This is a genomic window from Clostridium ihumii AP5 (assembly GCF_000612845.1).
Classification (GTDB): Bacteria; Bacillota; Clostridia; order Clostridiales; family Clostridiaceae; genus Clostridium_J; species Clostridium_J ihumii.
In genome coordinates this window covers 75,294-99,704 of record NZ_CCAT010000065.1, presented here as the reverse complement: position 1 = coordinate 99,704, position 24,411 = coordinate 75,294, and the positions used below count along the sequence as shown (strand labels likewise).

Sequence of the window (24,411 nt, the reverse complement as noted above, 5' to 3'; positions counted from 1 at the left end):
AAAGATGAACATATTTAGAGTTACATAAAGGAGTTTATATGAGTGATACTTTAATAAGGGTAGATGTATTAGTATGTGATAAAGGATTTGCTACATCTAGAGAAAAAGCAAAAGAATATATAAGTGAAGGTAAAATTTATATAAATGGAAAAAAGGAAACAAAAGCTGGAAAAAAAGTAGATGAAAATTCAGAGATAGAATTTAAAGGTGAAGTTATTCCATATGTAAGTAGAGGTGGACTAAAACTAGAAAAAGCAATAAAACAGTTTGAAATTGAACTAAAAGATAAAATTTGCTTAGATATAGGAGCTTCAACTGGAGGATTTACACACTGTATGCTAGAAAATGGAGCATCTAAAGTGTATGCTATAGATGTAGGACATGATCAATTAGTTAGAGAGTTAAGAGAAAATCCTAAAGTTATATCAATGGAAGGTGTAAATATAAGATATGTAACTAATGATGATATAGGAGAACTATGTGATTTTGCTTCAATAGATGTATCTTTTATATCTTTAGAAAAAGTTATTCCAGCTGTTTCAGAACTTTTGAATGAAAATGGAACAGTAGTTGCACTTATAAAGCCACAATTTGAAGTTGGTAGGGGAAAAGTAAATAAAAAAGGTGTAGTAAAAAAAGAAGAAGACCATATAAATGTACTACTTAAAATAGTAGCACTTTTAGAAGGTTTAAATTTAAAGGTGGAAAAGTTAGATTATTCACCAATAAAAGGACCAAATGGAAACATTGAATACTTAATTAACTTTAAAAAAAGTAAAAATGAAATAGATAAGAGTTTTGATATATATAAAGTTTCAAATCTAGTAAAAGAAGCACACTCAAGATTATCACTGGAGGAAGTATGAAATTTATAGGTATAAACATAAATTCTACAAAGGATGTAGATGGGAAAATAATGACACAAGTAGAAGGACTTGTGAATAAGTATTTTAAATCTTGCAAAATTAAGAGGTTTTATGATTCAATAGAATTAGACAATGAAGAAAATAGAAAATTAGATTTTGTTATTGCTCTTGGTGGAGATGGAACTATACTAAGAGTTGCAAGAGCAGTAGAAAAGTTTGAAACACCTATTCTTCCTGTAAACATAGGACATTTAGGTTTTTTATCTAGTATAGAATTTTCAGAGATAGAAGAAGCAATAAAAAACATATTAGAAAATAAATATAGTATAAGTAAGAGAATGATGATTAAATGTTCATTGCCTAAAAGAGACAAAGAAATTTATTATTCTGCACTTAATGAAATAGCTATATTAAAAGATACATTAGCAAGTGTTGTAAGCTATGATATATATATTGATGATACATTTTATATAAACTATAAAGCTGATAGTTTAATAATAGCTACACCAACAGGATCAACAGCTTATTCGTTATCAGCAGGTGGACCTATTATTTATCCTACATTGGATGTTATTTCTGTTACACCTATTTGTCCAGTATCAGTAGGAATTAAAACAATAGTGTTACACTCAGAAAATATATTGAGGATTAAAGTTGATTCTCATAATGAGAAGGTTTATTTATCTGTAGATGGACAGTCTGTTATAGAAATAAATAATGGTGAAGAAGTTGTTATAGAAATTCTTCCAAGGAAGTGTAATTTAATAAAATTTGAAGACTATAATTATTTTAAATTATTGCGTAAAAAAATAATTTCGAGGTCTATAGAGTGTGAGGGTGATAATTCGTGAAAAGTTTACGTCATGAAAAAATTTATGAAATAATAAAAAATGAAGATATAGAAACACAAGAGGAATTGGCTGAGAAACTAAGAGAAGAAGGTATAAGCGTAACACAAGCTACAGTATCAAGAGATATTAAAGAATTAAATCTTATAAAAATTTTATCACACAATGGAAGATATAAATATGCTGCATCTACAAAATTAAAAGGATATAGTCCTAATGCCATGGCAACTATGTTTTCTAAAACTGCAATATCAGTTGAAAGAATAGATAATTTTTTAGTTGTAAAAACAATATCAGCATCAGCAGCTTTAGCGGCAGATGCATTAGATTCTTTTGAATTTGATGGTGTAATTGGAACAATAGCTGGAGATAATACAGTTTTAGTAATTACAAGAGGCCAAGGGAAAACAGATGAAGTGTTAAGAGAAATTGAAAATTTGATTCATAGATAGGATGATAGATAGATGTTATTACAATTAAATATAAAGAATTTTGCATTAATAGAGAATTTATCAATCGATTTTGAAAATGGATTTAATGTTCTATCTGGAGAAACTGGAGCAGGAAAATCTATTTTAATAGATGCAATTAACTATGTATTAGGTGGAAAATTTAATAAGAATTTAATAAGGGTTGGAACAGAAAAAACAGTAGTTGAAGCTATATTTACTTTAGAAAATGAAAAAACCAAAGCGATACTAGAAAACTTGGAAATTGATTGTGATGATGTTGTAGTAATAACAAGAGAAAGCTTTAACACAGGCAAATCAATAGCAAAAGTTAATGGGAAAACGTTAATATTATCTAAAGTTAAGATGTTAAGTGAAACTATATTAGATATACATGGACAACATGAAAATCAAAATCTGTTAGATAATTCTAATCACATAATATATGTGGACTCTTTTGGAAGTGAAAATATTGAAAAGCTTTTAATTGAGTATGAAAAAATGTATACAGAACTTGCAAATATTGAAAGTAAAATTAGAGAACTAAAAGGAAACAATAACGATAGAGAAAAAAATATGGATTTCATAAAATTTCAAATTGATGAGATAAATGGAGTTAATCCTAAAATTGGAGAAGACGAAGAACTAGAAGAAAAATTTTCTTTTTTATCAAATGCTGAAAAAATAGAGAAAAGTTTAGTTTTATCTTATAACTATTTAAAATTAGGTGGAGATGAAGTACCTTCTTTAATAGACAATTTATCTTATGTTATTAGAGAATTGAGAACTATAGAAAATAATAAAACTGAAATAAAAACTATAGCAGATTCATTAGAAAGCTCATATTATCTTATAGAAGAAAATATTGATGAAATAAGAGTGTTAAAAGACAATATTTATTATGATGAAAAAGAATTAGAATACATAAATTCAAGAATATATCAGTTAGGCGTTTGTAAGAAAAAGTATGGAGAAACTATAGAAGAAGTTTTAAAACATAAGAAGCAATTAGAAGAAAAATATGATGAACTTTCTAATAGTGGAGAAATAATAGAAAAATTAGAACAGAAAAAAGAAGTAATTCAAGAAGAAATGAAAAATAAAGCTTTAGAAATTCATAATATTAGATTAGAAATAAGTGCTGAACTTGAGAAAAAAGTTAAACACGAATTAGATTACATAGGACTTAATAAAAGTGTTTTTAGAATAGATGTTAAACTTACAGAGCAGTTTTATATTAATGGAATGGATAAAGTTCAGTTTAACATAGCTACAAATCCAGGACAACCACTACAGCCCTTAGAAGAGATAGTATCTGGTGGAGAACTATCTAGAATAATGCTAGCACTAAAAACAGTTTTTGTTGATAAGGATGAAATACCAACAGTTATATTTGATGAAATAGACACTGGAATAAGTGGTAGAATAGCACAAAGAGTTGGAGAAAAAATGTATTTAATATCTAAAAATCACCAAGTATTTTGTGTAACTCACCTTCCACAAATTGCAAGTATGGCAGATCATAATTATTTAATAGCTAAAGAATCAACTGAAAATACTACAGTAACAAATGTAAGGAAAATGAGTAAGTGTGATAAAAAGTATGAAATAGCAAGAATGATTGGTGGTAGTGAGGTAACTAAGCTTACACTAGAAAATGCAGAAGAAATGATTGAAATGGCTGAGATATTAAAAAGAAATATAGTTTAAAAAAATTTTAGCAATAATTATTGCTAAATTTTTTTTTATAATAAAACATACATATAAAAAATAAAAAACCATAAAATAATGCTATGACTTTTTTGCAAATTAAAAAAATAATTCTACAATTACATAAATTAAAATTTAAAAACAATAAAAATATGTAAATATAATGAAAATATTACAAAAGGTTAAAAATAATTTAAAATTTAAAAAGATATAAAGAATATACTATAATATAAAGCATTTAATTTAAGACTAAGAAAAGTCTAATAAAATAAATATCATTACAAAAAGTGTATATGAAAATAATACAATTAACTAATTATTTTAACTTTTAAAGAAATATAATATCAACATAATATGAACAGAATGAGGGAAATTTAAAATTATAAAGTTGCAAGGAGGTATAGCATTATGAACAAACATAGAAATACTATATTATCATTTATTACAGCTATAATGCTATTTGTTAGTATAAACATATATAATAATGTATATGACAAGATAGAACTAGCATTTAAGCTAAATAAAGATAATGTTTGTGCATTGGATGAAAGTAATAATGCAAAAGAACATGACATTGATTTAAAAGTAAGTAATATTAATAATGAAAGTATACCTACAAAAAAAGATTTATATGCTACAACTTCCGAAATAAAATTATATCCTGGAGGTCAGCCATTAGGTATAAAATTAAATACAAAAGGTGCTTTAGTAATTGCTATTTCTGATATAGAAACTGAAAAAGGTATAATAAGTCCAGGAGCAAAAGCTGGAATACAAATCGGTGATAGTATATTAAAAATAAACAATGAACAAGTACAAAGCTCTGAAGATGTAGCAACTTACATTAATAGATGCGATGGAGAAGAGGTAAAAATTACAGTTCAAAGAAAAGATGAAGTATTGCAATTAGAATTAAAACCTGTAAAAAGTTTAAATGATGATAAATATAAAATAGGATTGTGGGTTAGAGATTCTACAGCTGGAGTAGGAACATTAACTTTTTATGATGCAAAAAGTAAAAAATTCGGAGCGTTAGGTCATCCAATTACAGATGTAGACACGGGAAATATAATGTCTATTGCTAATGGTGAAATTTTGTCTTCTAATATTGTGTCAGTAAGAAAGGGTACTAAAGGAAATCCAGGAGAATTAAGAGGAATATTTATAGAAGAAGAAACTTCTCTTGGAAAAATTGAAAATAACACAGAATGTGGAATATTTGGTCAAGGTAAAGATACATTAAAAAATCAAGTTTATAGTGAACCTTTACCAGTTGCAAAAAGAGAAGAAATAAAAGTAGGACCGGCAAAAATATTAACAACCGTAGAAGGAACTGAACCTAAATTTTATGATATTGAAATTGAAAAATTATTAACACAAAGTTCTCCAGGATCAAAAAGCATGGTAATAAAGATAACTGATGAAAAATTTTTAGAAGAGGTGGGAGGAATAGTTCAAGGTATGAGTGGAAGTCCTATAATACAAGATGGTAAAATTGTAGGTGCTGTAACTCATGTTTTAATTAATAAACCGGATACTGGTTATGGAGTTTATATAGATTGGATGTTAAAGGATGCAGATATTTTATCAAAATAGATAGATTTTTTCAGTAAAAAATAATAGAATGTATAAGAGAGGGTTCTTATGCATTCTATTATTTTTAATTTAAAAATAAAATTTTTATTTTTTTTAGTTAAAAAAAAGGATTTGAAACACTTTTGTCGAAACTATAAAATGTTAGAAAATGGTAATAAGTGAGAAAAGGGGAGTATAACAATATGGAACAAAATAGTATAAGTGTACTTATAGCAGATGATAATAAGGAATTTTGTAATATTCTTAATGACTATTTATTAAGTCAAAAGGATATAAATGTTGTAGCTATAGCAAAGGATGGGCTAGAAGCGTTAAAACTTATTGAAGAAAAGAAACCTGATTTAGTAGTTTTAGATATAATAATGCCACATTTAGATGGATTAGGAGTTTTAGAAAAATTAAACAGCATGAGTTTAGATCCAATGCCACAAGTTATAGTTTTATCTGCAGTTGGACAAGACAAAATAACACAAAGAGCAATAACATTAGGAGCAACTTATTATGTTGTAAAACCATTTGATATGGATGTATTTACAAAACGTATAAGACAAATGTTCAATAATACAATCAATACAGATGAAAATGTAAAAACAATTGTAGCATCAGAAGTGCCAGCAGTATCTAAAACATTAGAAAGTGGCCCAATAAACCTAGAAACAGAAATTACAAATATTATTCATGAAATAGGCGTGCCAGCTCATATAAAAGGTTATATGTATTTAAGAGAAGCAATTACATTAGTAGTAAATGATATAGACTATTTATCAGCAGTTACTAAAGAATTATATCCAACAATTGCAAAAAAATATAACACTACAGCTTCAAGAGTTGAAAGAGCTATAAGACATGCTATTGAAGTGGCATGGTCAAGAGGACAAGTTGATACAATAAACAAACTATTTGGCTATACAGTACACAATGATAAAGGCAAACCTACTAACTCAGAATTTATAGCAATGGTAGCAGACAAATTAAGATTAAGAAATAGAGTAAGCTAATTAAAGAATTATTAAGGAAATTAGCGTGAAAAGGTATACTTTTGTCGAAATGCTCTAATTTTGTTTTGAATAGTATGAAAACAAGGAAAATTTATTATCGATATAAGTATTATAAAATCAATAAACATAATCTTAAAATAATAAACTTCATAAAAAGTTTGAAAAAAACCTTTGATGTAAAAAATAGCATTAGGGGTTTTTTTATTATAATGAAAAATAAATATGAAATATTGAATATGATTAATTAGCTACAAATTTATAACAATTTTTATATATTTTACTTTTTTATATAAATTAAAATTTTATTATTAAAACTCAAAATGAAATTAATAAAAAGAATATAGAATTATTGTGCCCTAAAATGTGCATTGCAAAGCAATTATAAAGTCATATTATTTAAAAGATAAATTGCCAACTTTTACTTGGCTCAAACAACTTGGAATGAATTTATTTGAATCATTGTAAAATATAGTATAATATTAATACTAAAAGTATTGAATAATCGTATTATATTGAAAATTATACAAATCATAAAATGATGGAGGTACCATAATGGAAATAAAGATTTACAAAACAGTACAAGAATTTTTAGATGAAAATCAAAAGATACTTTTAGAAAATGAATCAGTAACTCAATTAATACTTTATAATAGTTTTATTAATAAAGGAAAAGAAATTAATAAGGAATTATTATTTGGAAGAGTACAAGACGAACAAGGTAATATAAAGCTTATATTTGCTAATGTAATCCCATATAATCTTCTAATATATAATTTAGTTAAGGATGAATTGGTAGCGGTTAAATATTTAGCAGATTACCTTATAAAGGAACCTGTAGCTCTAAAGGGTATTAATGCTAACAAAACAGTCTGTGATGAATTCATAGAACACTATAAAAATGAAACAGGATATACATTTAAAGAATATTTAGCTATGGATATTATGGAGATAACTGAACTTAATAAAGATATAAATTTACCTAAAGGATTTTTTAGAGTAGCTAATTGGAATGATAAGGATATATTAATAGAGTGGTATATAAAGTTTACAAAAGAAGCTTTATGTGAAGAAACTTGTTATGAAGAGTTTAAAGATAAATTGAATTCAAAAATTGAAAATAGAAACATTTATATTTTTGAAGATGAGAAACATAAGCCTATGGCTATGGCAGCATCTACTAGACAGCTTATCAATGGAGTGTCAGTAAGTTTAGTCTACTCAAGTAAAGAAGCTAGAGGAAAAGGTTATGGATTAGCTGTAGTATATAACTTAAGTAAAGAATATTTAGGTAGAGGAAATAAATTCTGTAGCCTTTTCGTAGATAAGAAAAATCCAATATCAAATGGAGTTTATAGTAAAATAGGATATAAGATTATAGAAGATAACTATGATTATAGAATTGACTAAGTATTTAAAGAACAATGTTAGTACTATGTGAACTAGAAGTATAGAAATATATTTCTAATTTTTTTAGTGTGCCAAGCATGTGCATAATCTCAAGGGGGAAAGTCTCTAATATGACCTAGTAGTGGTAGGTGTATAGCTTAAGACAAGGCTGTCCATGGTGAGGTGGAATCTGAAGGAAGTCGGCGGCAAATTTCTGGTATTATGAACAGAAATCACACAGCCAACTAATAGTGAATTTATAGTAATTTTAGCATAAAAATTAAGATTAATAAATTATATATTTTTTAGAGAAGAAGTCTATAAAATTTATAGGCTTTTTATTATGTGAAAAAATAAATTTAGCATTTAAAATAAAGTTTGATGAATGTAGGTTATAGCATTTTATGGTAGAGTAAAAAAATGTATTATCTATATAATATAAATAAAAAATGGAGTGTTGAAGAATACTAAGAAAGTTAGAAGTTTTTATTAAAGGAATATTGAAAGTTATGTAGAATGGTATAATTACTAATGTTATATGGAGGGATAAATATGTTGGTTAAAGATGTTATGGTTTGGGGCAGTAATTCTTGTAAGCCTAAGTATTATGAGTGTATTAATGTTAGAGAAGGAAAAAATAATTATTTTGTAACTATTGAGAGTAATGGAAATGATGATTACGATTTAATTAATTTGGATACAGACGAATGGGTTCAATTAAAAAGAATGGTTAGTTTAGAGTATAAACAATTAGATGAATGTAATATAAAAAAACCAGAGATTAGACATGATAGTCAAGGTGCGATATGTAAAAAAGTTTGGACACTAAATGTTAAATAGTAATATACAAAAGCTACTGAGTAAAATTTAAACTTAGTAGCTTATATATTTTATAGGATAAATTATTAATTGTTTTAAAAAATAATATTTATGTAAAGTCTAGTATTATTTGGATCAAAAAAATTATTGAAATAATTAAAAATGTAAAAATGATAATAGAATAAAGAATTAAGAATTTGAATTAACAATTTATTATAAATAGTACATGTAGAGAATTTAAGGTGAAATTCAGATTATTTAGGAGGATATGATGAATAAGAAAAAAATTGCTGGAGAAAAGGCAGTAGAGTATATAAAGGATGGGATGATATTAGGGTTAGGAACTGGTTCAACAGCATATTATATGATTAATAAAGTTGGAGAATTAGTTAAAAAAGGCATGAAATTAAAAGCAGTTGCAACTTCAAAAAGTACAGAAATTTTGGCAGAAGAGTTAAAAATTCCATTAGTTTTAATAGATGAAGTAGATAAAATTGATTTAGCAATAGATGGGGTAGATGAAATTGATAGAGAATTTAATGCTATTAAAGGTGGTGGGGGTGCATTGTTCAGAGAAAAAATTGTTGCTAATTTGGCTAAAAAAGTGATATGGATTATGGATGATAGCAAGCTTGTTGAGAATATTGGTGAATTTCCACTACCAGTTGAAATATTGCCATATGGCTATAAACATACAATTAAAAAGTTAGAAAATTACTCTTTAAAGCCTATAATAAGAATGAGAGAAAATAAAATTTTTATAACTGATAATGGAAATTATATTGTTGATTTGCATATAGGAAAGCCTATAAATATTAGTGATATTTATAGTAAAATTAGCAGAATACCTGGAGTTTTAGAAATAGGATTATTTATTAATATGTGTAATTTTATTATAGTTGGAACTAATAACGAAGTAAAAGTTATTGAAAATAAAATTTTAAATTGATATTATTTATAAATTATAAGTAAAATAGAAAAGAGCTACTGCTCTTAACTAATTTCTAGTTATTGTACAGTAGCTCATGTTTATATTTAAGTGCTTCTTTAGATGTATTTACTAAGTAAGTCATGGCTTCAATAGGATATTTACCTATGGCAGTTTCCCCAGTGAGCATAAGTGATGATGCTCCATCTAAAGTTGCGTTGAATATATCTGATATTTCAGCTCTTGTTGGAACTGGAGAATTTATCATTGAGTGTAGTAGTTGAGTTACAACCATAAAATTTTTATTATGTTTATTACAAAGGTTAGAAATGTTTTTTTGAGCTTTTAATAATGAGTATAGTCCAAGGGAGTTTCCAAGATCACCTCTTGCAATTATGACTTCATCTGTTAAGTCTAAAAAGCTTTCTAAATTATTTATTCCATCTTGATTTTCAATTTTAGCATGTATTGTAGTTTGGTTAGCAGTAGCATCTTTTAGAGCTGATTTTAATGTAATTAAATCATGTCTGTTTCTTACAAAGGGAAGCATTATTCCTGTGATACCATATTGGTTGATTTTAGATATGCTATCATAGTCTTCTGATGTAAGAGTTTCATTATCTATATCTACACCACATAATGCAATGCTTTTTCTTGAATCTAAAACACCGCCTCTAAGAATTTTACATTTAGCAGAATTATTACTGAAAGAAATTACTTGTAGTAATATTAGAGAATCATCTAAAAGAATTTCTTGGTTTTCTTTTAAATATGAGAATATAACTTTTGGAACAGGTATACCATTAGTACCTAAGTGTATGTAATCTTGACTTTTAAGTTCTAAAGGTTTACTTAAATCTCCAATTCTTAATTCAGGTCCTTGAATATCAATAAGAATTTTTTCTTTAATACCACAATTTTTAGAAGCCTCTTTAATATTTTTAATATAACATTCACAGTCATCTATAGTTTTATGAGAAAGATTTATTCTAATACCGGTCATTCCTGCTCTAAATAATTTTTCTAGAATTTTAGTATCTTCGCAAGAAGGTCCTATAGTTCCATAATAATCCATAAAATTCACTCCTAACACAAGATTTATATGTTTATTTATTTATATTCAATATTACTATTTAATTCATTAAAATACAAATTATGGCGATAAATTTAAATTTAAAAAATTATTATAATAATTTTTTTATTTATTCTTGAAATTTAATTATAAAAGAGTTATAATTAATAAAAAATATGAGAATCAGCAAAGATGAAAGCTACGATTTATAAATTTCTTTAGAGAGCCGATGGATGGTGCAAATCGGTGAAAGGTTAAATCTTTCCACTTTCGGAGCTGTCAATGATGAATTGAGAGGTTGGTAACCTTTATATTACTATTTGAGTGGTCAACTTTATTTAAGTTGGCAATTTGGGTGGCAACACGGAATCTTTCGTCCCATATATAGAGGGAGTGAAGGATTTTTTTGTTATATAAAAATAAATTAAAGTTTTTTACTTATAGGAGGAGCAAAAATGTTAGATTTAAAATTTGTAAGAGAAAATCCAGAGATTGTTAAAGAGAATATTAAAAATAAATTTCAACTTAAGAAGTTAGAATTAGTTGATGAAGTAATTGCTTTAGATGTTGAAAATAGAGATGCTAAAACAGAAGCAGAAGCATTAAGAGCTAATAGAAATAAACTTTCAAAACAAATAGGTGGTTTATTAAAAGACGGAAAAAAAGAAGAAGCAGAAGAAGTTAAGAGAAAAGTTGCAGAAAGTGCAGAACGTCTTGCAGCTTTAGAAGTTAAAGAAGCAGAATTAGAAGAGAAAATTAAAAAAATAATGATGGTAATACCAAATATTATTGATCCTAGTGTTCCAATTGGAAAAGATGATAGCGAAAATGTAGAAGTAGAGCGTTTTGGAGAACCTGTAGTTCCAGAATTTGAAGTACCATATCATACTGAAATAATGGACAAATTTAATGGTATTGATTTAGATGCTGCTAGAAAAGTTGCTGGAAATGGTTTCTACTATTTCATGGGAGATATTGCAAGACTTCATTCAGCTGTAATTTCTTATGCTAGAGATTTCATGATTGATAAAGGATTTACTTATTGTATTCCACCTTTCATGATTAGAAGTGAAGTTGTTACTGGAGTAATGAGCTTTGATGAAATGGAAGCGATGATGTATAAAATTCAAGATGAAGATTTATATTTAATTGGAACAAGCGAACACTCTATGATTGGTAAATTTATAGATACAATAGTTCCAGAAAAATCTTTACCACAAACATTTACATCTTATTCTCCATGTTTTAGAAAAGAAAAAGGTGCTCATGGTATAGAAGAAAGAGGAGTATATAGAATTCACCAATTTGAAAAACAAGAAATGATAGTTGTATGTAAGCCAGAAGAAAGTAAAGAATGGTTTGAAAAATTATGGCAATACACAGTAGAATTATTCCGTTCTTTAGATATTCCAGTTAGAACATTAGAATGTTGTTCAGGAGATTTAGCTGACTTAAAAGTTAAATCTATAGACGTAGAAGCATGGTCTCCAAGACAAAAGAAATATTTTGAAGTTGGAAGTTGTTCTAACTTAGGAGATGCACAAGCTCGTCGTTTAAAAATTCGTGTTAATGGAGACGATGGAAATAAATATTTTGCACATACATTAAATAACACAGTTGTTGCACCACCAAGAATGTTAATTGCATTCTTAGAAAATAACTTAAATGAAGATGGTACAGTGAATATACCAGTTGCATTACAACCATATATGGGTGGAAAAACTATAATTAAATAATTTCAATAAAAAGGCTATAAAAATTTATAGCCTTTTTTATATGCAATGGAAATTTCTCTATAGAAAATATAATTAGAATGTAAAAATTAATTTTATATAAGAAACTAGGTGGATACATACTTTGTTTTAAATTGAAAATTTAATTTGAATATTGAAGTATATTTTTTGTTAAAGTAGTATAGATGAACAACGAATTATATTATAAGAATGAAACAACTTAATATGTAAAGTAATTACTAATTTATGGTTGAAAGAAATTTTAATATAGTAGTATAATCATATTGAAGAATTAATAATGTTATAATTATTATTATAAATTGTAAATTTATTAAGATTAATTTTGCACAATATAATGTTTTGAAGAGAGGTGTACCTTTAGGCAGAATGTTTTTATATTCTTTTTAGGTATACTTTTTTCATATAGATTTTTAAAAACACATAAATATAAGAATATATATAAATAATTTACGTGGAGGGGAATTATTAAGTATGGAAGATATGAAACTATTTGATAAAACAGAGAGTTCTTTAGAGTTCTCTAGTAGTTTGGAAGGCGTTTTAGAAGTTTTAATTAGCAACAAGTATTTCTACGAAGAACAAATAAATATATTAAAGGAAGCTCTTATGAGTAGAGTTAGTGCTTCAGCAATTGCAGATCCAACTTTAGAACCTAAAATGATGAAATTGATGTTAGAAGGTTTAAAAGAAAACATAAATCTTTCAGAATATGTTAATGATGGATTTAAATTTGAACAGGTAGAAGAGTTATATAAAGGAATAAAAAAAGGAATAGATGTAAAGGCGTATGCTAATGTAGAGTATAATCACTTTCAAATGTCAGTAATAAGAAATGCAATTGAAATGGGATTAAATATAGAACCTTTAAAAAATGCAGAATTAAGTCATACTCAAATGGCGTTAATATGTTATGGAATTATAAACAATTTAGATATATCTAAGTATTCTAATCCTAAAATAAGTGCAGAAAAGGCATTAGAAGTAATAAAGTCTTTAGAAAACAAAACATCTTTATATCTTGTTTTAAATGAAGAAGAAATTGCCAGTGAGTATAGTTTTTATCAATTACAACAAATCAGATTAGGTATGTTAAATAGAATTAACGTATGGTTATATAAAAATCCTAACATTAAATTAGAATGTATGAAATACATAAGATTTTGTTTAGAAAACAACATAGAAATTGATGGTATAAAGAATTATGACATAACTGGTGATGAAGGAGAAGCTTTAGTTAAAGATAGTGCATTAAAAATTGCTATGAAGAAGTTAAGAGATAAGAGAAGAGACATGAAAGATATAGATATGAGCAATGTAACAATAGAAGCTGATAAAAAGTTATGTACTGAATACTTAGAAATGCTTTATTCTAAATGGGAAAAACAAAACTTAAAAGTTCTTATGAATGAGGGAAAAGTACCTAATTATTGTAGATGTTTAGATTAAGTATTTTAGAATATTAACTTAAACATTTGTAAAAACTTTAAATATATAATATAAAAATTTAATTATTGCTAATAAGGGGTGTTTTTATGGAATTTTATGAAGAAACTTTAAATAGTAAGTGTATATATGATGGTAAAGTTATAAAAGTTAGGGTAGAAGATGTGAAATTACCTAATGGAAAAGTAAGTAAAAGAGAAATTGTAGATCATGTAGGAGCAGTTGCTATAGTAGCATTTAAAGATGAAAATACTATAATTTTAGTTAAACAGTTTAGAAAAGCGTTAAATGAAATTTTAACAGAGATACCTGCTGGAAAACTAGAACTAAATGAAAATCCTAAAGAGGCTGCTATAAGAGAACTAGAAGAAGAAACTGGATATAAAGCAAAAAAACTAGAGTTCTTAGGGAAAATAGCTACAAGCGTAGGATTTTGCAATGAAATAATTCATATATTTAAAGCTACTGAATTATATGAAGGTAAATTAAATTTTGATGAAGATGAATTTATAGAATTAGAAGAAGTTAAACTAAATGAAGTTAAAACAAGAATTAGAAATGGCGAAATAATAGATGGAAAAACTGTTGCAGCCATGGCTTTAATCTAAAGATTTAAATGGAAGTAGATTTTGAAATTTACTTCCATTTTTCTATAGCTAAATAAATAAAATATTCATAGAATTAAACATTATATCATAACTATAGATAAGACTTATAAAATGATTATTTAACTAATTATAAAAAGCAGTTAAATTTTTAGGACAAGTAGTCCGTGATAAAAGGAGGATATCATGATTAACAAAGGTATATCAAAAAGTTTAGATGATAATAAAATATTTTATTTATTAAGTGCTATATTTATTGCTATTGGTGTAATTATGGGGATATATTGTGTTAAATATTTAAGCGCAAATGAAAATGAAAGTATTGCTAAATATATAGATACGGTACTTAAGGGATCTAGTGGTGAAATAAGAAATGCTTCTGTATTCTTTGAGGCATTAAAAAATAATATGATGTTTTTATTAGCTTATTTATTTTTAGGTATAACAGTAGTAGGAATTCCAATAATTTTAATTATAAATATAATTAAGGGGTTTACTATAGGCTTTTCATTTAGTTTTTTTATTTCTAAAGTAGCTGAAAAAGGCATTAGATTAGCAATATTTGCAATGATTCCACAAAATATAATATATATATCATGTATAACAGCAGCATCAGCAATAGCTATGAAATATTCTATAAATCGCATAAAAAGAAAAGGAACTGTTTGTGATTTAAGTATAAAAAAATATATAGGAAATATGATTGTATTTACTGGAATAATAATTTTAGGAGCAATTTTTGAATCTTTTCTTAGTCCATTTTTAATAAAAGTTATTTTGAAATAAAAGAATTGAAAATATAGACAAGTTTCTATATTTTCAAAGAATTATTTGTTATATACAACTAATTTATTTTGTAAAGCAAATTTAATGAAATTTTAATAAAAAAATGTACAATAATATTTAAATAATGAGCAAAAATCTTGATAAGCAGGATATGTTGTTATATAATTACATTTATAAATTTAAACTTTTTAAAAAATTTTTAATTAGAGGTATTATTATGAATAAGTTACTAAAACTATATGTAGAACAAATGCAAAATAAAAATTTATCATATAATACTATTGAAGCTTATGTTAGGGATATATCTAATTTTATTTCCTATTTAGAAGAGAGCGAAGAAAGTTTAGAATCTATTAACACGGATGCAATAATATTGTATGTTGAAAAACTAAGAAAAGAAGGAAAAGCTAACACTTCAATAATCAGAAATATTGTTTCAATAAGAAACTTTTATAAATATCTTGTTATAAATAAATTTGTAGATGAAGATCCTACTTTAGCATATGATTTGCCTAGAAATAAAAAAGAAATTCCAGAAATTTTAACTATAGAAGAAGTTGAAAGGTTATTAGAAGCACCAGATGATGATTATAAAGGGCTTAGAGATAAAGCAATGCTCGAGATAATGTATGCTACAGGAACAAAAGTAAGTGAACTTTTAAATTTAACTATGTATGATAAAAATTTAGAACTTTCATATATAAGAGTTAAAGAAAAACATGATGAAGAAAGAATAATACCACTTGGTAGGATAGCAGTTAAATATTTAAAAAAATATTTAGAAGTTAGAGATGAATTAAATATAAATAAATTAGATTATATATTTTTAAATAGTAAAGGTCAAAAGATGACTAGACAAGGATTTTGGAAAATAATAAAAAAATATGCAGAGGATGCAAGCATAAATAAACATGTAAATGCAAATACATTAAGACATTCTTTTGCAGTACATTTACTTCAAAATGGTGCAGATATAAAATCTGTTCAGGAATTGCTAGGACATAATAGTATGACGGCCACACAAATATATTCATTTATTTCAAGGCAAAATAAACTAGAAGAAGTATATAAAAAGGCTCATCCAAGAGCTTAATATACTATTAAATAGGACAGATACTGGTGTTATTTTAAAAACACAAACATTATTAGATATTTTTAAAATAATGTACTGTTCAATTTGGTTATTATTTGTATTAAAATAAGGGTATATTAAATATATTTTAAGAAAAATTAAAAATATATAACTTTTCAAATTTGTACATTATTAAACTAAAATGTTAAGATAATTTTACCCGTTTTACAAAATGTTAAAAATATAGGTAATCATATTAGTTTTAGTTTAAGGATAAATTAATATAAATTTTGATAACCATTTTAGAAAGGAGATATGAATGATGACAAAAAAAGTAACACTTGTTGTTTTAGATAGTGTTGGAGTAGGTGAACTTCCAGACGCTAAAGAATATGGAGATGTAGGTAGCAATACACTTGCTAACATTTCTAAAAAAGTAGAAAAAATTCAGTTACCTAATATGGAAAAGTTAGGCTTAGGTAATATTATAGATATACATAATGTAAAACCAGTTGAAAATGCTTTAGGATGTTACGGAAAAGCAATGGAAAAATCAAAAGGAAAAGATACAGTTACTGGTCACTGGGAAATTGGAGGAATTGTTTTAGAAAAGCCTTTAAAAACATACCCAGATGGATTTCCTAAAAATATTATAGAAGAATTTGAAAGCAAAATAGGTAGAAAAGTTTTAGGAAATAAGGTAGCATCAGGTACAGTTATTATTGATGAACTAGGTGAAGAACATCAAAAAACTGGTTACCCAATAGTATATACTTCAGCAGACAGTGTATTCCAAATAGCTGCGCATGAAGAGGTTATACCATTAGATAAACTTTATGAAATGTGTCAAATTGCAAGAGATATGCTTGTTGGAGATAAAATGGTAGGAAGAGTTATTGCAAGACCATTTTTAGGTTCTGAAAAAGGAGATTTTAAAAGAACTTCTAATAGACGTGATTATGCAATAGATCCATTTGAAAAAACAATGCTTGAGTATATAAAAGAAGATAATAAAGCTGTAATGGCTGTAGGAAAAATAGAAGATATATTTAATAAAAAAGGTATTACAGATGCAGTTCATACAAAAGATAATATGGATGGTGTTGAGAAAACTTTAGAATATATGAAAACTGATAAAGAAGGTTTAATATTTACTAACTTAGTTGATTTTGATATGAAATTTGGACACAGAAATAATGTAGAAGGATATGCTGAAGCATTAATGGAGTTTGATAAAAAATTACCAGAAATTATGGAAGCTATGGGTGATGAAGATATTTTAATATTAACAGCAGACCATGGATGTGACCCAACAACACCTGGAACTGATCACACAAGAGAGTACACTCCAATACTTGTATATGGAAAAAATTTAAAAAACAATGTTAACTTAGGAATAAGAAAAAGCTTTTGTGATATAGGAAAAACTGTATTAGATTTATTGAATGTGAGCAATGAATTAAATGGAGAAAGTTTTTTAAAAGAAATAATAAAATAATAGGTAACAATAAAAATTAATAATATTTAAAACATAAAACTGTTTTAGGAGGCAACAATAGTATGGAAATGAACAAAATAAGAGAAAGTGTTAGTTATATAGAAAGCAAATTAAACTTCAAACCAGAAATAGGAGTAATATTAGGTTCTGGACTTGGAGATATGGCAGACACAATAGAAGAAAAAACAGTAATAAAATATAGTGAAATACCAAACTTTCCAGTGTCAACAGTTCAAGGACATAAAGGACAATTTGTAATTGGAAAATTAAAAGGTAAAAACGTAATAATGATGCAAGGAAGATTCCATTTTTACGAAGGATATGATATTCAAACATTAGCATTACCTATATATGTTATGAAAAACTTAGGTGTTGAAACACTAATGGTTACAAATGCAGCAGGTGGAGCTAATACTTCATTTAAACCAGGAGATTTAATGATAATAAAAGATCATATAAACTTTAGCGGAGATAATCCACTAATAGGTAAAAATGATGAAGAAATAGGACCAAGATTCCCAGATATGTCAGAAGCATATAACAGAGAATATGCAAAAGTTGTTAAAAATATAGGTGAAAAACTTGGCTTAAAATTACAAGAAGGTGTATATATGATGTTCTCAGGTCCAACATATGAAACACCAGCAGAAGTAAAACTAGCAAGACTTTTAGGAGCAGATGCAGTTGGTATGTCAACAGTTCCAGAAGTTATAGCAGCTAGACACTGTGGAATGAAAGTAATAGGAATATCTTGCATAACTAACATGGCAGCAGGTATATTAGATCAGCCATTAAATCATGAAGAAGTTATGGAAACATCAGCTAAAGTTAAGAAAGACTTTACAGCTTTAGTTGAAAATATAATAGAAACTATATAATATATTTAAAATCAAGGTTCTAAGTTGACTTTTTAAACTTAGAACCTTATAAAATTAAGTTTAAGTTATAAATGAAACTGTAAATCAGTTTCTTTTAAATTTTAATATAAAAAATTTAAAGCTATTTTAAAATCAAAATAGTTAGCAGTTGGAGGAAATGCTTTATGAGAATGTATGATTTAATATTAAAAAAACGTAATGGAGAAGAGTTAACTACAGAAGAAATTAACTTTATAATAGAAAACTATACTAATGGAAGTATACCAGATTATCAAATGTCAGCATTATTAATGGCTATATACTTTAAAAAAATGAATGAGAGAGAAACAGCAGACTTAACTATGGCTATGGTTAATTCTGGTGATGTAATAGATTTAAGTAAAATAGAAGGAATAAAAGTTGATAAGCATAGCACAGGTGGAGTAGGTGATACAACTACTTTAATATTAACACCAATGGTAGCAGCAGTAGGAGTACCAGTTGCAAAAATGTCAGGAAGAGGTCTTGGACATACAGGTGGAACTATAGATAAATTAGAAACTTTTGAAAACTTCTCAGTAGCAATGAGTGAAGAAAAGTTTATAGATAATGTTAATACACATAAAATAGCTGTAGCAGGACAAACAGCTCATTTAGTGCCAGCAGATAAGAAAATATATGCACTTAGAGATGTAACTGCGACAGTAGATAACGTATCATTAATAGCTTCTAGTATAATGAGTAAAAAGATAGCATCAGGTGCTGATGCAATAGTTTTAGATGTTAAAGTTGGTGATGGAGCATTTATGAAAACAGTTGAAAATGCTCGTGAGCTTGGAAACGAAATGGTTAAAATAGGTAGAAGTGTTAATAGAAATACTATAGCAGTTTTATCTGATATGGATCAACCTTTAGGATTTGCAATAGGAAATGCCTTAGAAGTTGAAGAAGCAATAGAAACTTTAAAAGGAAATGGACCAAAAGATCTAGAAGAATTATGTTTAACATTAGGAAGTCAAATGCTAATTTTAGCAGAGAAAGCTTCAACTGAAGAAGAAGCAAGAAAAATGTTAGAAGAAGTTATAGAAAATGGTTCAGCTTTAGAAAAATTAAAAGAATTTGTAGAAGCTCAAGGTGGAGATACTTCAGTTATAGATGATACAACTAAACTTCCAAAAGCTAAATATGTAGTAGAAGTTAAAGCTAGTGAAGAGGGTGTAGTTAAGAAAATACACTCTGATAAAATGGGAATTGTAGCTATGGAGCTTGGTGCAGGAAGAGCGACTAAAGAATCAGAAATAGATTTAGCAGTAGGTATTGTTTTAAATAAGAAAAGAGGAGATAAAGTTAAAAAAGGAGATGTTTTAGCATATATTCACTCTAATAATGAAAGCAATATAGAAAAAGCTACAAGAGGAGTAATAGAAAATTACGTTATAGTAGAAAACTATGAAAACAACATACCATTAGTGCATGACATAATAAAATAATTTAAATATGAATGAAAGCTATAAAACATGTAGCTTTCATTTTTTTATAGAAATTTTAAATTTTTAAATATAAAAATAATAGTATGACACTTACTTAAATTTATGAAATATTATATAAAAAAATACAGTTTAATATATATACATTGCATTAATAAATTAATTGATAATATTATAAATAAATTTTTCTTTTTAGGTAAAAATAAGCTTAAATAGTTAATCTTTAAGGAGGAGAAAAATGAAGCAAAGAGGAAAGATTATAAGTTTACTTTTAAGCTTATTGCTATTATTTCAAATAACAATTCCAGTTAGCGTCAGTGCATTAGAAGATGGAAAAGAACAAAAGAAACAAGAAGCAACTACATCACAACCAATGGAAGTTGATGCAAGATCAGCACTACTTATAGAACCATCTACAGGAAAAGTAATATATGAAAAAAATCCTGATGAAAAATTTGCTCCAGCATCTGTAACAAAAGTAATGACAATGTTACTCACTATGGAAGCTATAGATAATGGAGATTTAAAATTAGATGATAAAATTGTTTGTAGTGCAAAAGTTAAAAGTATGGGCGGAAGCAGTATGATACTAGATGAAGGCGAAGTTAGAAGTGTAGAGGACATTTTAAAAGGAATAGCAGTAGCATCTGGAAATGATGCAGCAGTCGCTATGGCCGAACATCTTGGTGGAACTGAAGAAGCTTTTGTGGAAATGATGAATAAAAGAGCACAGGAACTTGGAATGAAAAATACAACCTTTAAAAATTGTACTGGTCTTCCAATAGAAGGACATTTAAGTACAGCAAGAGATATTGCTACAATGTCCCTAGAACTTTTAAAACATCCTAACATTCTAAAATATTCTTCAATATATATGGAAACTATAAGTGAAGGACGTAAAACACCAATTGAACTTGTAAATCATAATAAACTTGTAAGATTTTATGAAGGCTGTGATGGTCTAAAAACAGGATACACAGAGGAAGCAAAATACTGTATATCAGCAACTGCAAAGAGAAATGATGTAAGAATGCTTGCAGTAGTTATGGGATCACCTACCTATAAAATAAGAAATGCAGAAGCAAGTAAATTAATGAATTATGGATTTGCAAGATTTGAAAGCAAAAAAATAGTAGGAAAAGATGAAGAAGTAGAAACAATTCCTTTAAATAAAAAAGGTGATAAATTCTTTATAGCAAAATCTGTTGAAGAATTTAACTTAACTGTAGAAAAAAATTCACAAAATGAAATAAGCAAAAAAATAGTGTTAGATATGGACAAAAAACATTATAAAGAAGGCGATGTAGTAGGAGAATGTGAATACTATTTAGGAGATACACTAATTGGTAAAGTTCAACTATACACAGATAGAGAAATAAAACAATCTCACTTCTTTAGAAATTTAAAAGATAACATAAGCAATATATTTGAATAAACAAAAAACTACCTTGAAAAATATTTTCCAAGGTAGTTTTTCATTATAAATAAATATAATAAAAATATAACTTTTGAGTTAAACCCTACAGTTCACTAAAGGACTTTACTATGATATAATAAAATGTATGTAAAAAATGTGTACATGCTAGAATTAAAATTAATTTTGAATTACCAAAACTAGAGGGAGCTTGTTATGTCATTAAATATAAAAATAACAAATTTTGAAGGTCCTTTTGATTTATTACTTCATTTAATAAAGAAAAATGAGATGAGCATTTATGATATAAAGATATTAGAAATTACAAATAAATATTTAGATTATTTAAAAGAAATGAAAGAGATGGATCTTGATATAACATCAGAATTTATAGTTATAGCTGCAACATTAATAGAAATTAAGTCAAAACTATTATTACCTAAACCTAAGGTAGAAGAACCAAATGAAGAAGATGCAGCAAAAGAACTTATTGAAAAATTAATTCAATATAAAAAATATAAACTTGTAGCTTCATTTTTAGGTGAACGTCAGTTAGAAACAGGTGCTGTTTTTAGTAAAAAACCAGAAATTATAGAAGAAAGAACTCCTAAAAAAGAAAATATTAAAGACATTTTAAAAAATGTAACAATGCTAGATTTATATAATTTATATAATGAGCTATTAAATAATTTTTTAAATAAGATGAATGAAAGTGAAACTTTCTTTGAAGATAAAATAAAAATAGAAACTTTTAAGATAGAAGATAAAATGACAGAGCTTACCACATTAATGAGAAGTTATCCTAAAATTCATTTTACTAAACTTATAAAGAAATATAATTCTAAGGGAGAGGTAATAGTTACATTTTTAGCACTTTTAGAATTAATAAAAATAAAAACTGTAAAGGTTACTCAAGAAAAAAGTTTTTCGGATATATACATAGAAAAAATAGATGAAACTGAAGGGGAAGATTTAGATAATGAGTAATGAGTATAGAGAACAAATAGAAATAGAAGAAGTTTCACGAAAAAAAATATATTATTCAATCATTGAATCATTATTATATGTAACGGGAGATCCTGTGAGTATAAACACAATAGCATCAATAATAGAATGTTCTATTGATTTCACTGAAAGCATAATGAAAGATATGATAAAGCTTTACAAAGAAGATGAAAGCAGAGGACTTAAGATAATAAAGAATAATAAGGAATATCAATTTGTTACTAAGCCAAGAAATTCAAAATACATGGAAAAACTATTAAAAACTAATGTAAGACAGTCATTATCACAGGCTGCATTAGAAACACTAGCTATAATAGCATATAGACAACCTATAACGAGAGTTGAAATAGAGGAAATAAGAGGTGTTAAGAGTGATAGAGCAATCTACACACTTTTAGATAAGAACTTAATAAAAGAAAGTGGAAAAAAAGAAGTAGTAGGTAGACCAAATCTTTATTCAACAACTGATGTATTCTTAAAATATTTTGATTTTGGAAATATTGAAGAATTACCTGACTTAGAAAGTTTTAATATAGAAGAAGATGCTCCAAATGAAAATATTGAGAAAGAAGTAGAGAATAATATTACTAATTAGTTTATACATGAATACAGAATGAAAATGAAGTTATTTATTAAATTTTTAGAGTAATTTAGTTGAATATTATATATAAAATAAGGGAAGTCACATGACTTCCCTTAAGTTTTAATAAAATTATAAGAAAGTAGATTTATAAATTAAATATCTAAATCCTCTTCTGTACTTTTATACTCAGGTTCTATTTTGTCGGCACAACAACATTCACTTTCATGAGAGTGAGAAGAAGGCTTAGATTCTTTTTCATCTTTATTAAAGAAATCTTTTATCATATCAAAAAATTGTGGTACACTTTCGATAAGTTTGTCATAGTTATCTGTGTGTTCAACAGACAATAATCTAACAGATTCACCTTTAACAATTAAAAAACTTACTGGTTTTATACTTATACCAGCACCAGAACCCCCTCCAAAAGGATGAGTTAAAGAATCTTTTGAATTTTTAGATTCAAACTCAGAACCCCCAGAACCAAAACCAAAAGATACTTTAGAAACAGGGATTATAACTGTTCCATCATATGAAGTTACAGGGTCGCCTATTATAGTGTTTACATCAACCATATCTTTAATATTTTCCATAGTACTTCTCATTAAATTTTCTATTGGATGTCCATTCATTTTAAATATCCTCCTTAACGGTATGTAAATTTGTTACTTGTTTTTTATCAGTTTTAGTGCTTTTTATTGCTAAATAACATATATAGATAATCTTTGCAAAACTTATAAAAAATATACCCTCTATTTCCACATTAATGTAATTTTTATTAAACTCGTAATTTACATCATATTTAAAATCATTAACATTAAAAAATAATTTTAAAAGACCATAAATTAAAACAAAAAGTTGATGACTATAACCAAATGCAATAGCGGTAAATGCAGCATCGGGAAAAGAGTAATTTAAATTGCAATTAAATCTAAGGTTTATTTTAAATCTGTTATTTATAAGATTTTTAATAAATGATTTAACATCTATATTAGAAAAAAGTTTTTTACTCACTTTTTCATCTTTAGATGTAGATTTATGTTCAAGTTTTTCTTTATTTAATTCTTTCTTTTGATTTAATTTATCTAAATTCAACTTCTTTTTATATATGTAAATTTCTAATTTTTTATTTATATAATTTAGTTTTATTTTTAGAGGAATAGGACAAAATAATATCAGTATGGTAACTAGTAAGATTAATAAAAAAATTTTCATTATACTCCTCCAATCTTATTAGT

Annotated in this window: 23 protein-coding genes and 1 other annotated feature; of the genes, 20 read left to right on the top strand and 3 right to left on the bottom strand. The window is 26.4% G+C overall.

Features of this window, described 5'->3' with window-relative positions; translation table 11 throughout:
* Window positions 1-38: 38 nt before the first annotated feature.
* The 9 genes from BN346_RS13685 to rpiA all read left to right on the top strand — a co-directional run bounded on the left by BN346_RS13685 (window position 39) and on the right by rpiA (window position 9,621).
* On the top strand, window positions 39-866 hold the full coding sequence (locus BN346_RS13685; RefSeq protein WP_040329336.1) for a TlyA family RNA methyltransferase: 828 nt from the start codon (window positions 39-41) through the stop codon (window positions 864-866).
* Complete coding sequence (locus tag BN346_RS13680; RefSeq protein WP_040329335.1) at window positions 863-1,717, top strand: NAD(+)/NADH kinase; 855 nt, start codon at window positions 863-865, stop codon at window positions 1,715-1,717. Before BN346_RS13685 ends, BN346_RS13680 begins: the two co-directional genes overlap by 4 nt.
* Entirely contained in the window at window positions 1,714-2,166 is a 453-nt protein-coding gene (locus tag BN346_RS13675) for an arginine repressor (protein ID WP_040329334.1), read from the top strand. Before BN346_RS13680 ends, BN346_RS13675 begins: the two co-directional genes overlap by 4 nt.
* Before the next feature lie 12 nt (window positions 2,167-2,178).
* Window positions 2,179-3,873: a DNA repair protein RecN gene (gene recN, locus BN346_RS13670; RefSeq protein ID WP_040329333.1), complete on the top strand. Its 1,695-nt coding sequence runs from the start codon at window positions 2,179-2,181 to the stop codon at window positions 3,871-3,873.
* 408 nt (window positions 3,874-4,281) lie between these two features.
* Window positions 4,282-5,469, top strand: coding sequence for a SpoIVB peptidase (gene spoIVB, locus BN346_RS13665; protein ID WP_081771021.1), 1,188 nt, complete (start codon window positions 4,282-4,284; stop codon window positions 5,467-5,469).
* Between the two features lie 182 nt (window positions 5,470-5,651).
* Entirely contained in the window at window positions 5,652-6,467 is an 816-nt protein-coding gene (spo0A, locus tag BN346_RS13660) for a sporulation transcription factor Spo0A (RefSeq protein ID WP_040329330.1), read from the top strand.
* 552 nt (window positions 6,468-7,019) lie between these two features.
* Entirely contained in the window at window positions 7,020-7,874 is an 855-nt protein-coding gene (locus BN346_RS13655) for a GNAT family N-acetyltransferase (RefSeq protein WP_040329328.1), read from the top strand.
* A gap of 531 nt (window positions 7,875-8,405) precedes the next feature.
* Window positions 8,406-8,693, top strand: coding sequence for a hypothetical protein (locus BN346_RS13650; protein ID WP_040329327.1), 288 nt, complete (start codon window positions 8,406-8,408; stop codon window positions 8,691-8,693).
* 250 nt (window positions 8,694-8,943) lie between these two features.
* Complete coding sequence (rpiA, locus tag BN346_RS13645; RefSeq protein ID WP_040329326.1) at window positions 8,944-9,621, top strand: ribose-5-phosphate isomerase RpiA; 678 nt, start codon at window positions 8,944-8,946, stop codon at window positions 9,619-9,621.
* A gap of 55 nt (window positions 9,622-9,676) precedes the next feature.
* On the opposite strand, the gene BN346_RS13640 is transcribed toward rpiA, so the two are convergent.
* Window positions 9,677-10,675, bottom strand: coding sequence for a pyruvate kinase (locus BN346_RS13640; RefSeq protein WP_040329325.1), 999 nt, complete (start codon window positions 10,673-10,675; stop codon window positions 9,677-9,679).
* A gap of 177 nt (window positions 10,676-10,852) precedes the next feature.
* Window positions 10,853-11,056: a binding site (T-box leader), on the top strand.
* 71 nt (window positions 11,057-11,127) lie between these two features.
* Here BN346_RS13640 and serS point away from each other — a divergent pair.
* From serS to scpB, 11 genes are all read left to right on the top strand, one after another.
* Window positions 11,128-12,408: a serine--tRNA ligase gene (gene serS / locus BN346_RS13635; RefSeq protein WP_040329323.1), complete on the top strand. Its 1,281-nt coding sequence runs from the start codon at window positions 11,128-11,130 to the stop codon at window positions 12,406-12,408.
* Window positions 12,409-12,897: 489 nt separating this feature from the next.
* The gene (locus tag BN346_RS13630) at window positions 12,898-13,872 is read left to right on the top strand and encodes a hypothetical protein (protein ID WP_040329322.1); all 975 of its coding nucleotides are present in this window, start codon (window positions 12,898-12,900) and stop codon (window positions 13,870-13,872) included.
* Window positions 13,873-13,958: 86 nt separating this feature from the next.
* Window positions 13,959-14,477 carry an NUDIX hydrolase gene (locus BN346_RS13625; RefSeq protein WP_040329321.1) on the top strand — a complete coding sequence of 173 codons (519 nt, stop codon included), beginning with the start codon at window positions 13,959-13,961 and terminating at the stop codon, window positions 14,475-14,477.
* A 183-nt stretch (window positions 14,478-14,660) separates the two neighbouring features.
* The gene (gene spoIIM, locus BN346_RS13620) at window positions 14,661-15,260 is read left to right on the top strand and encodes a stage II sporulation protein M (RefSeq protein WP_040329320.1); all 600 of its coding nucleotides are present in this window, start codon (window positions 14,661-14,663) and stop codon (window positions 15,258-15,260) included.
* A gap of 217 nt (window positions 15,261-15,477) precedes the next feature.
* Window positions 15,478-16,353, top strand: a complete 876-nt coding sequence (gene xerD, locus BN346_RS13615) for a site-specific tyrosine recombinase XerD (RefSeq protein WP_040329318.1) — start codon at window positions 15,478-15,480, stop codon at window positions 16,351-16,353.
* A 301-nt stretch (window positions 16,354-16,654) separates the two neighbouring features.
* Window positions 16,655-17,830: a phosphopentomutase gene (locus BN346_RS13610; protein ID WP_040329316.1), complete on the top strand. Its 1,176-nt coding sequence runs from the start codon at window positions 16,655-16,657 to the stop codon at window positions 17,828-17,830.
* A gap of 62 nt (window positions 17,831-17,892) precedes the next feature.
* Window positions 17,893-18,708, top strand: coding sequence for a purine-nucleoside phosphorylase (locus BN346_RS13605; protein WP_040329314.1), 816 nt, complete (start codon window positions 17,893-17,895; stop codon window positions 18,706-18,708).
* A gap of 164 nt (window positions 18,709-18,872) precedes the next feature.
* Complete coding sequence (locus tag BN346_RS13600) at window positions 18,873-20,177, top strand: pyrimidine-nucleoside phosphorylase (RefSeq protein ID WP_040329312.1); 1,305 nt, start codon at window positions 18,873-18,875, stop codon at window positions 20,175-20,177.
* A 235-nt stretch (window positions 20,178-20,412) separates the two neighbouring features.
* On the top strand, window positions 20,413-21,609 hold the full coding sequence (locus BN346_RS13595) for a D-alanyl-D-alanine carboxypeptidase family protein (protein WP_040329311.1): 1,197 nt from the start codon (window positions 20,413-20,415) through the stop codon (window positions 21,607-21,609).
* A 195-nt stretch (window positions 21,610-21,804) separates the two neighbouring features.
* The gene (locus BN346_RS13590) at window positions 21,805-22,575 is read left to right on the top strand and encodes a segregation/condensation protein A (protein WP_040329310.1); all 771 of its coding nucleotides are present in this window, start codon (window positions 21,805-21,807) and stop codon (window positions 22,573-22,575) included.
* A complete protein-coding gene (gene scpB, locus BN346_RS13585) occupies window positions 22,568-23,188 on the top strand; it encodes an SMC-Scp complex subunit ScpB (protein ID WP_040329309.1) in 621 nt (206 codons plus the stop codon). Before BN346_RS13590 ends, scpB begins: the two co-directional genes overlap by 8 nt.
* A 140-nt stretch (window positions 23,189-23,328) precedes the next feature.
* Here scpB and ytfJ read toward each other — a convergent pair whose 3' ends face one another.
* Complete coding sequence (gene ytfJ, locus BN346_RS13580; RefSeq protein ID WP_040329308.1) at window positions 23,329-23,805, bottom strand: GerW family sporulation protein; 477 nt, start codon at window positions 23,803-23,805, stop codon at window positions 23,329-23,331.
* 1 nt (window position 23,806) lies between these two features.
* Window positions 23,807-24,388: a DUF2953 domain-containing protein gene (locus BN346_RS13575; RefSeq protein WP_040329307.1), complete on the bottom strand. Its 582-nt coding sequence runs from the start codon at window positions 24,386-24,388 to the stop codon at window positions 23,807-23,809.
* Between the last annotated feature and the right edge of the window lie 23 nt (window positions 24,389-24,411).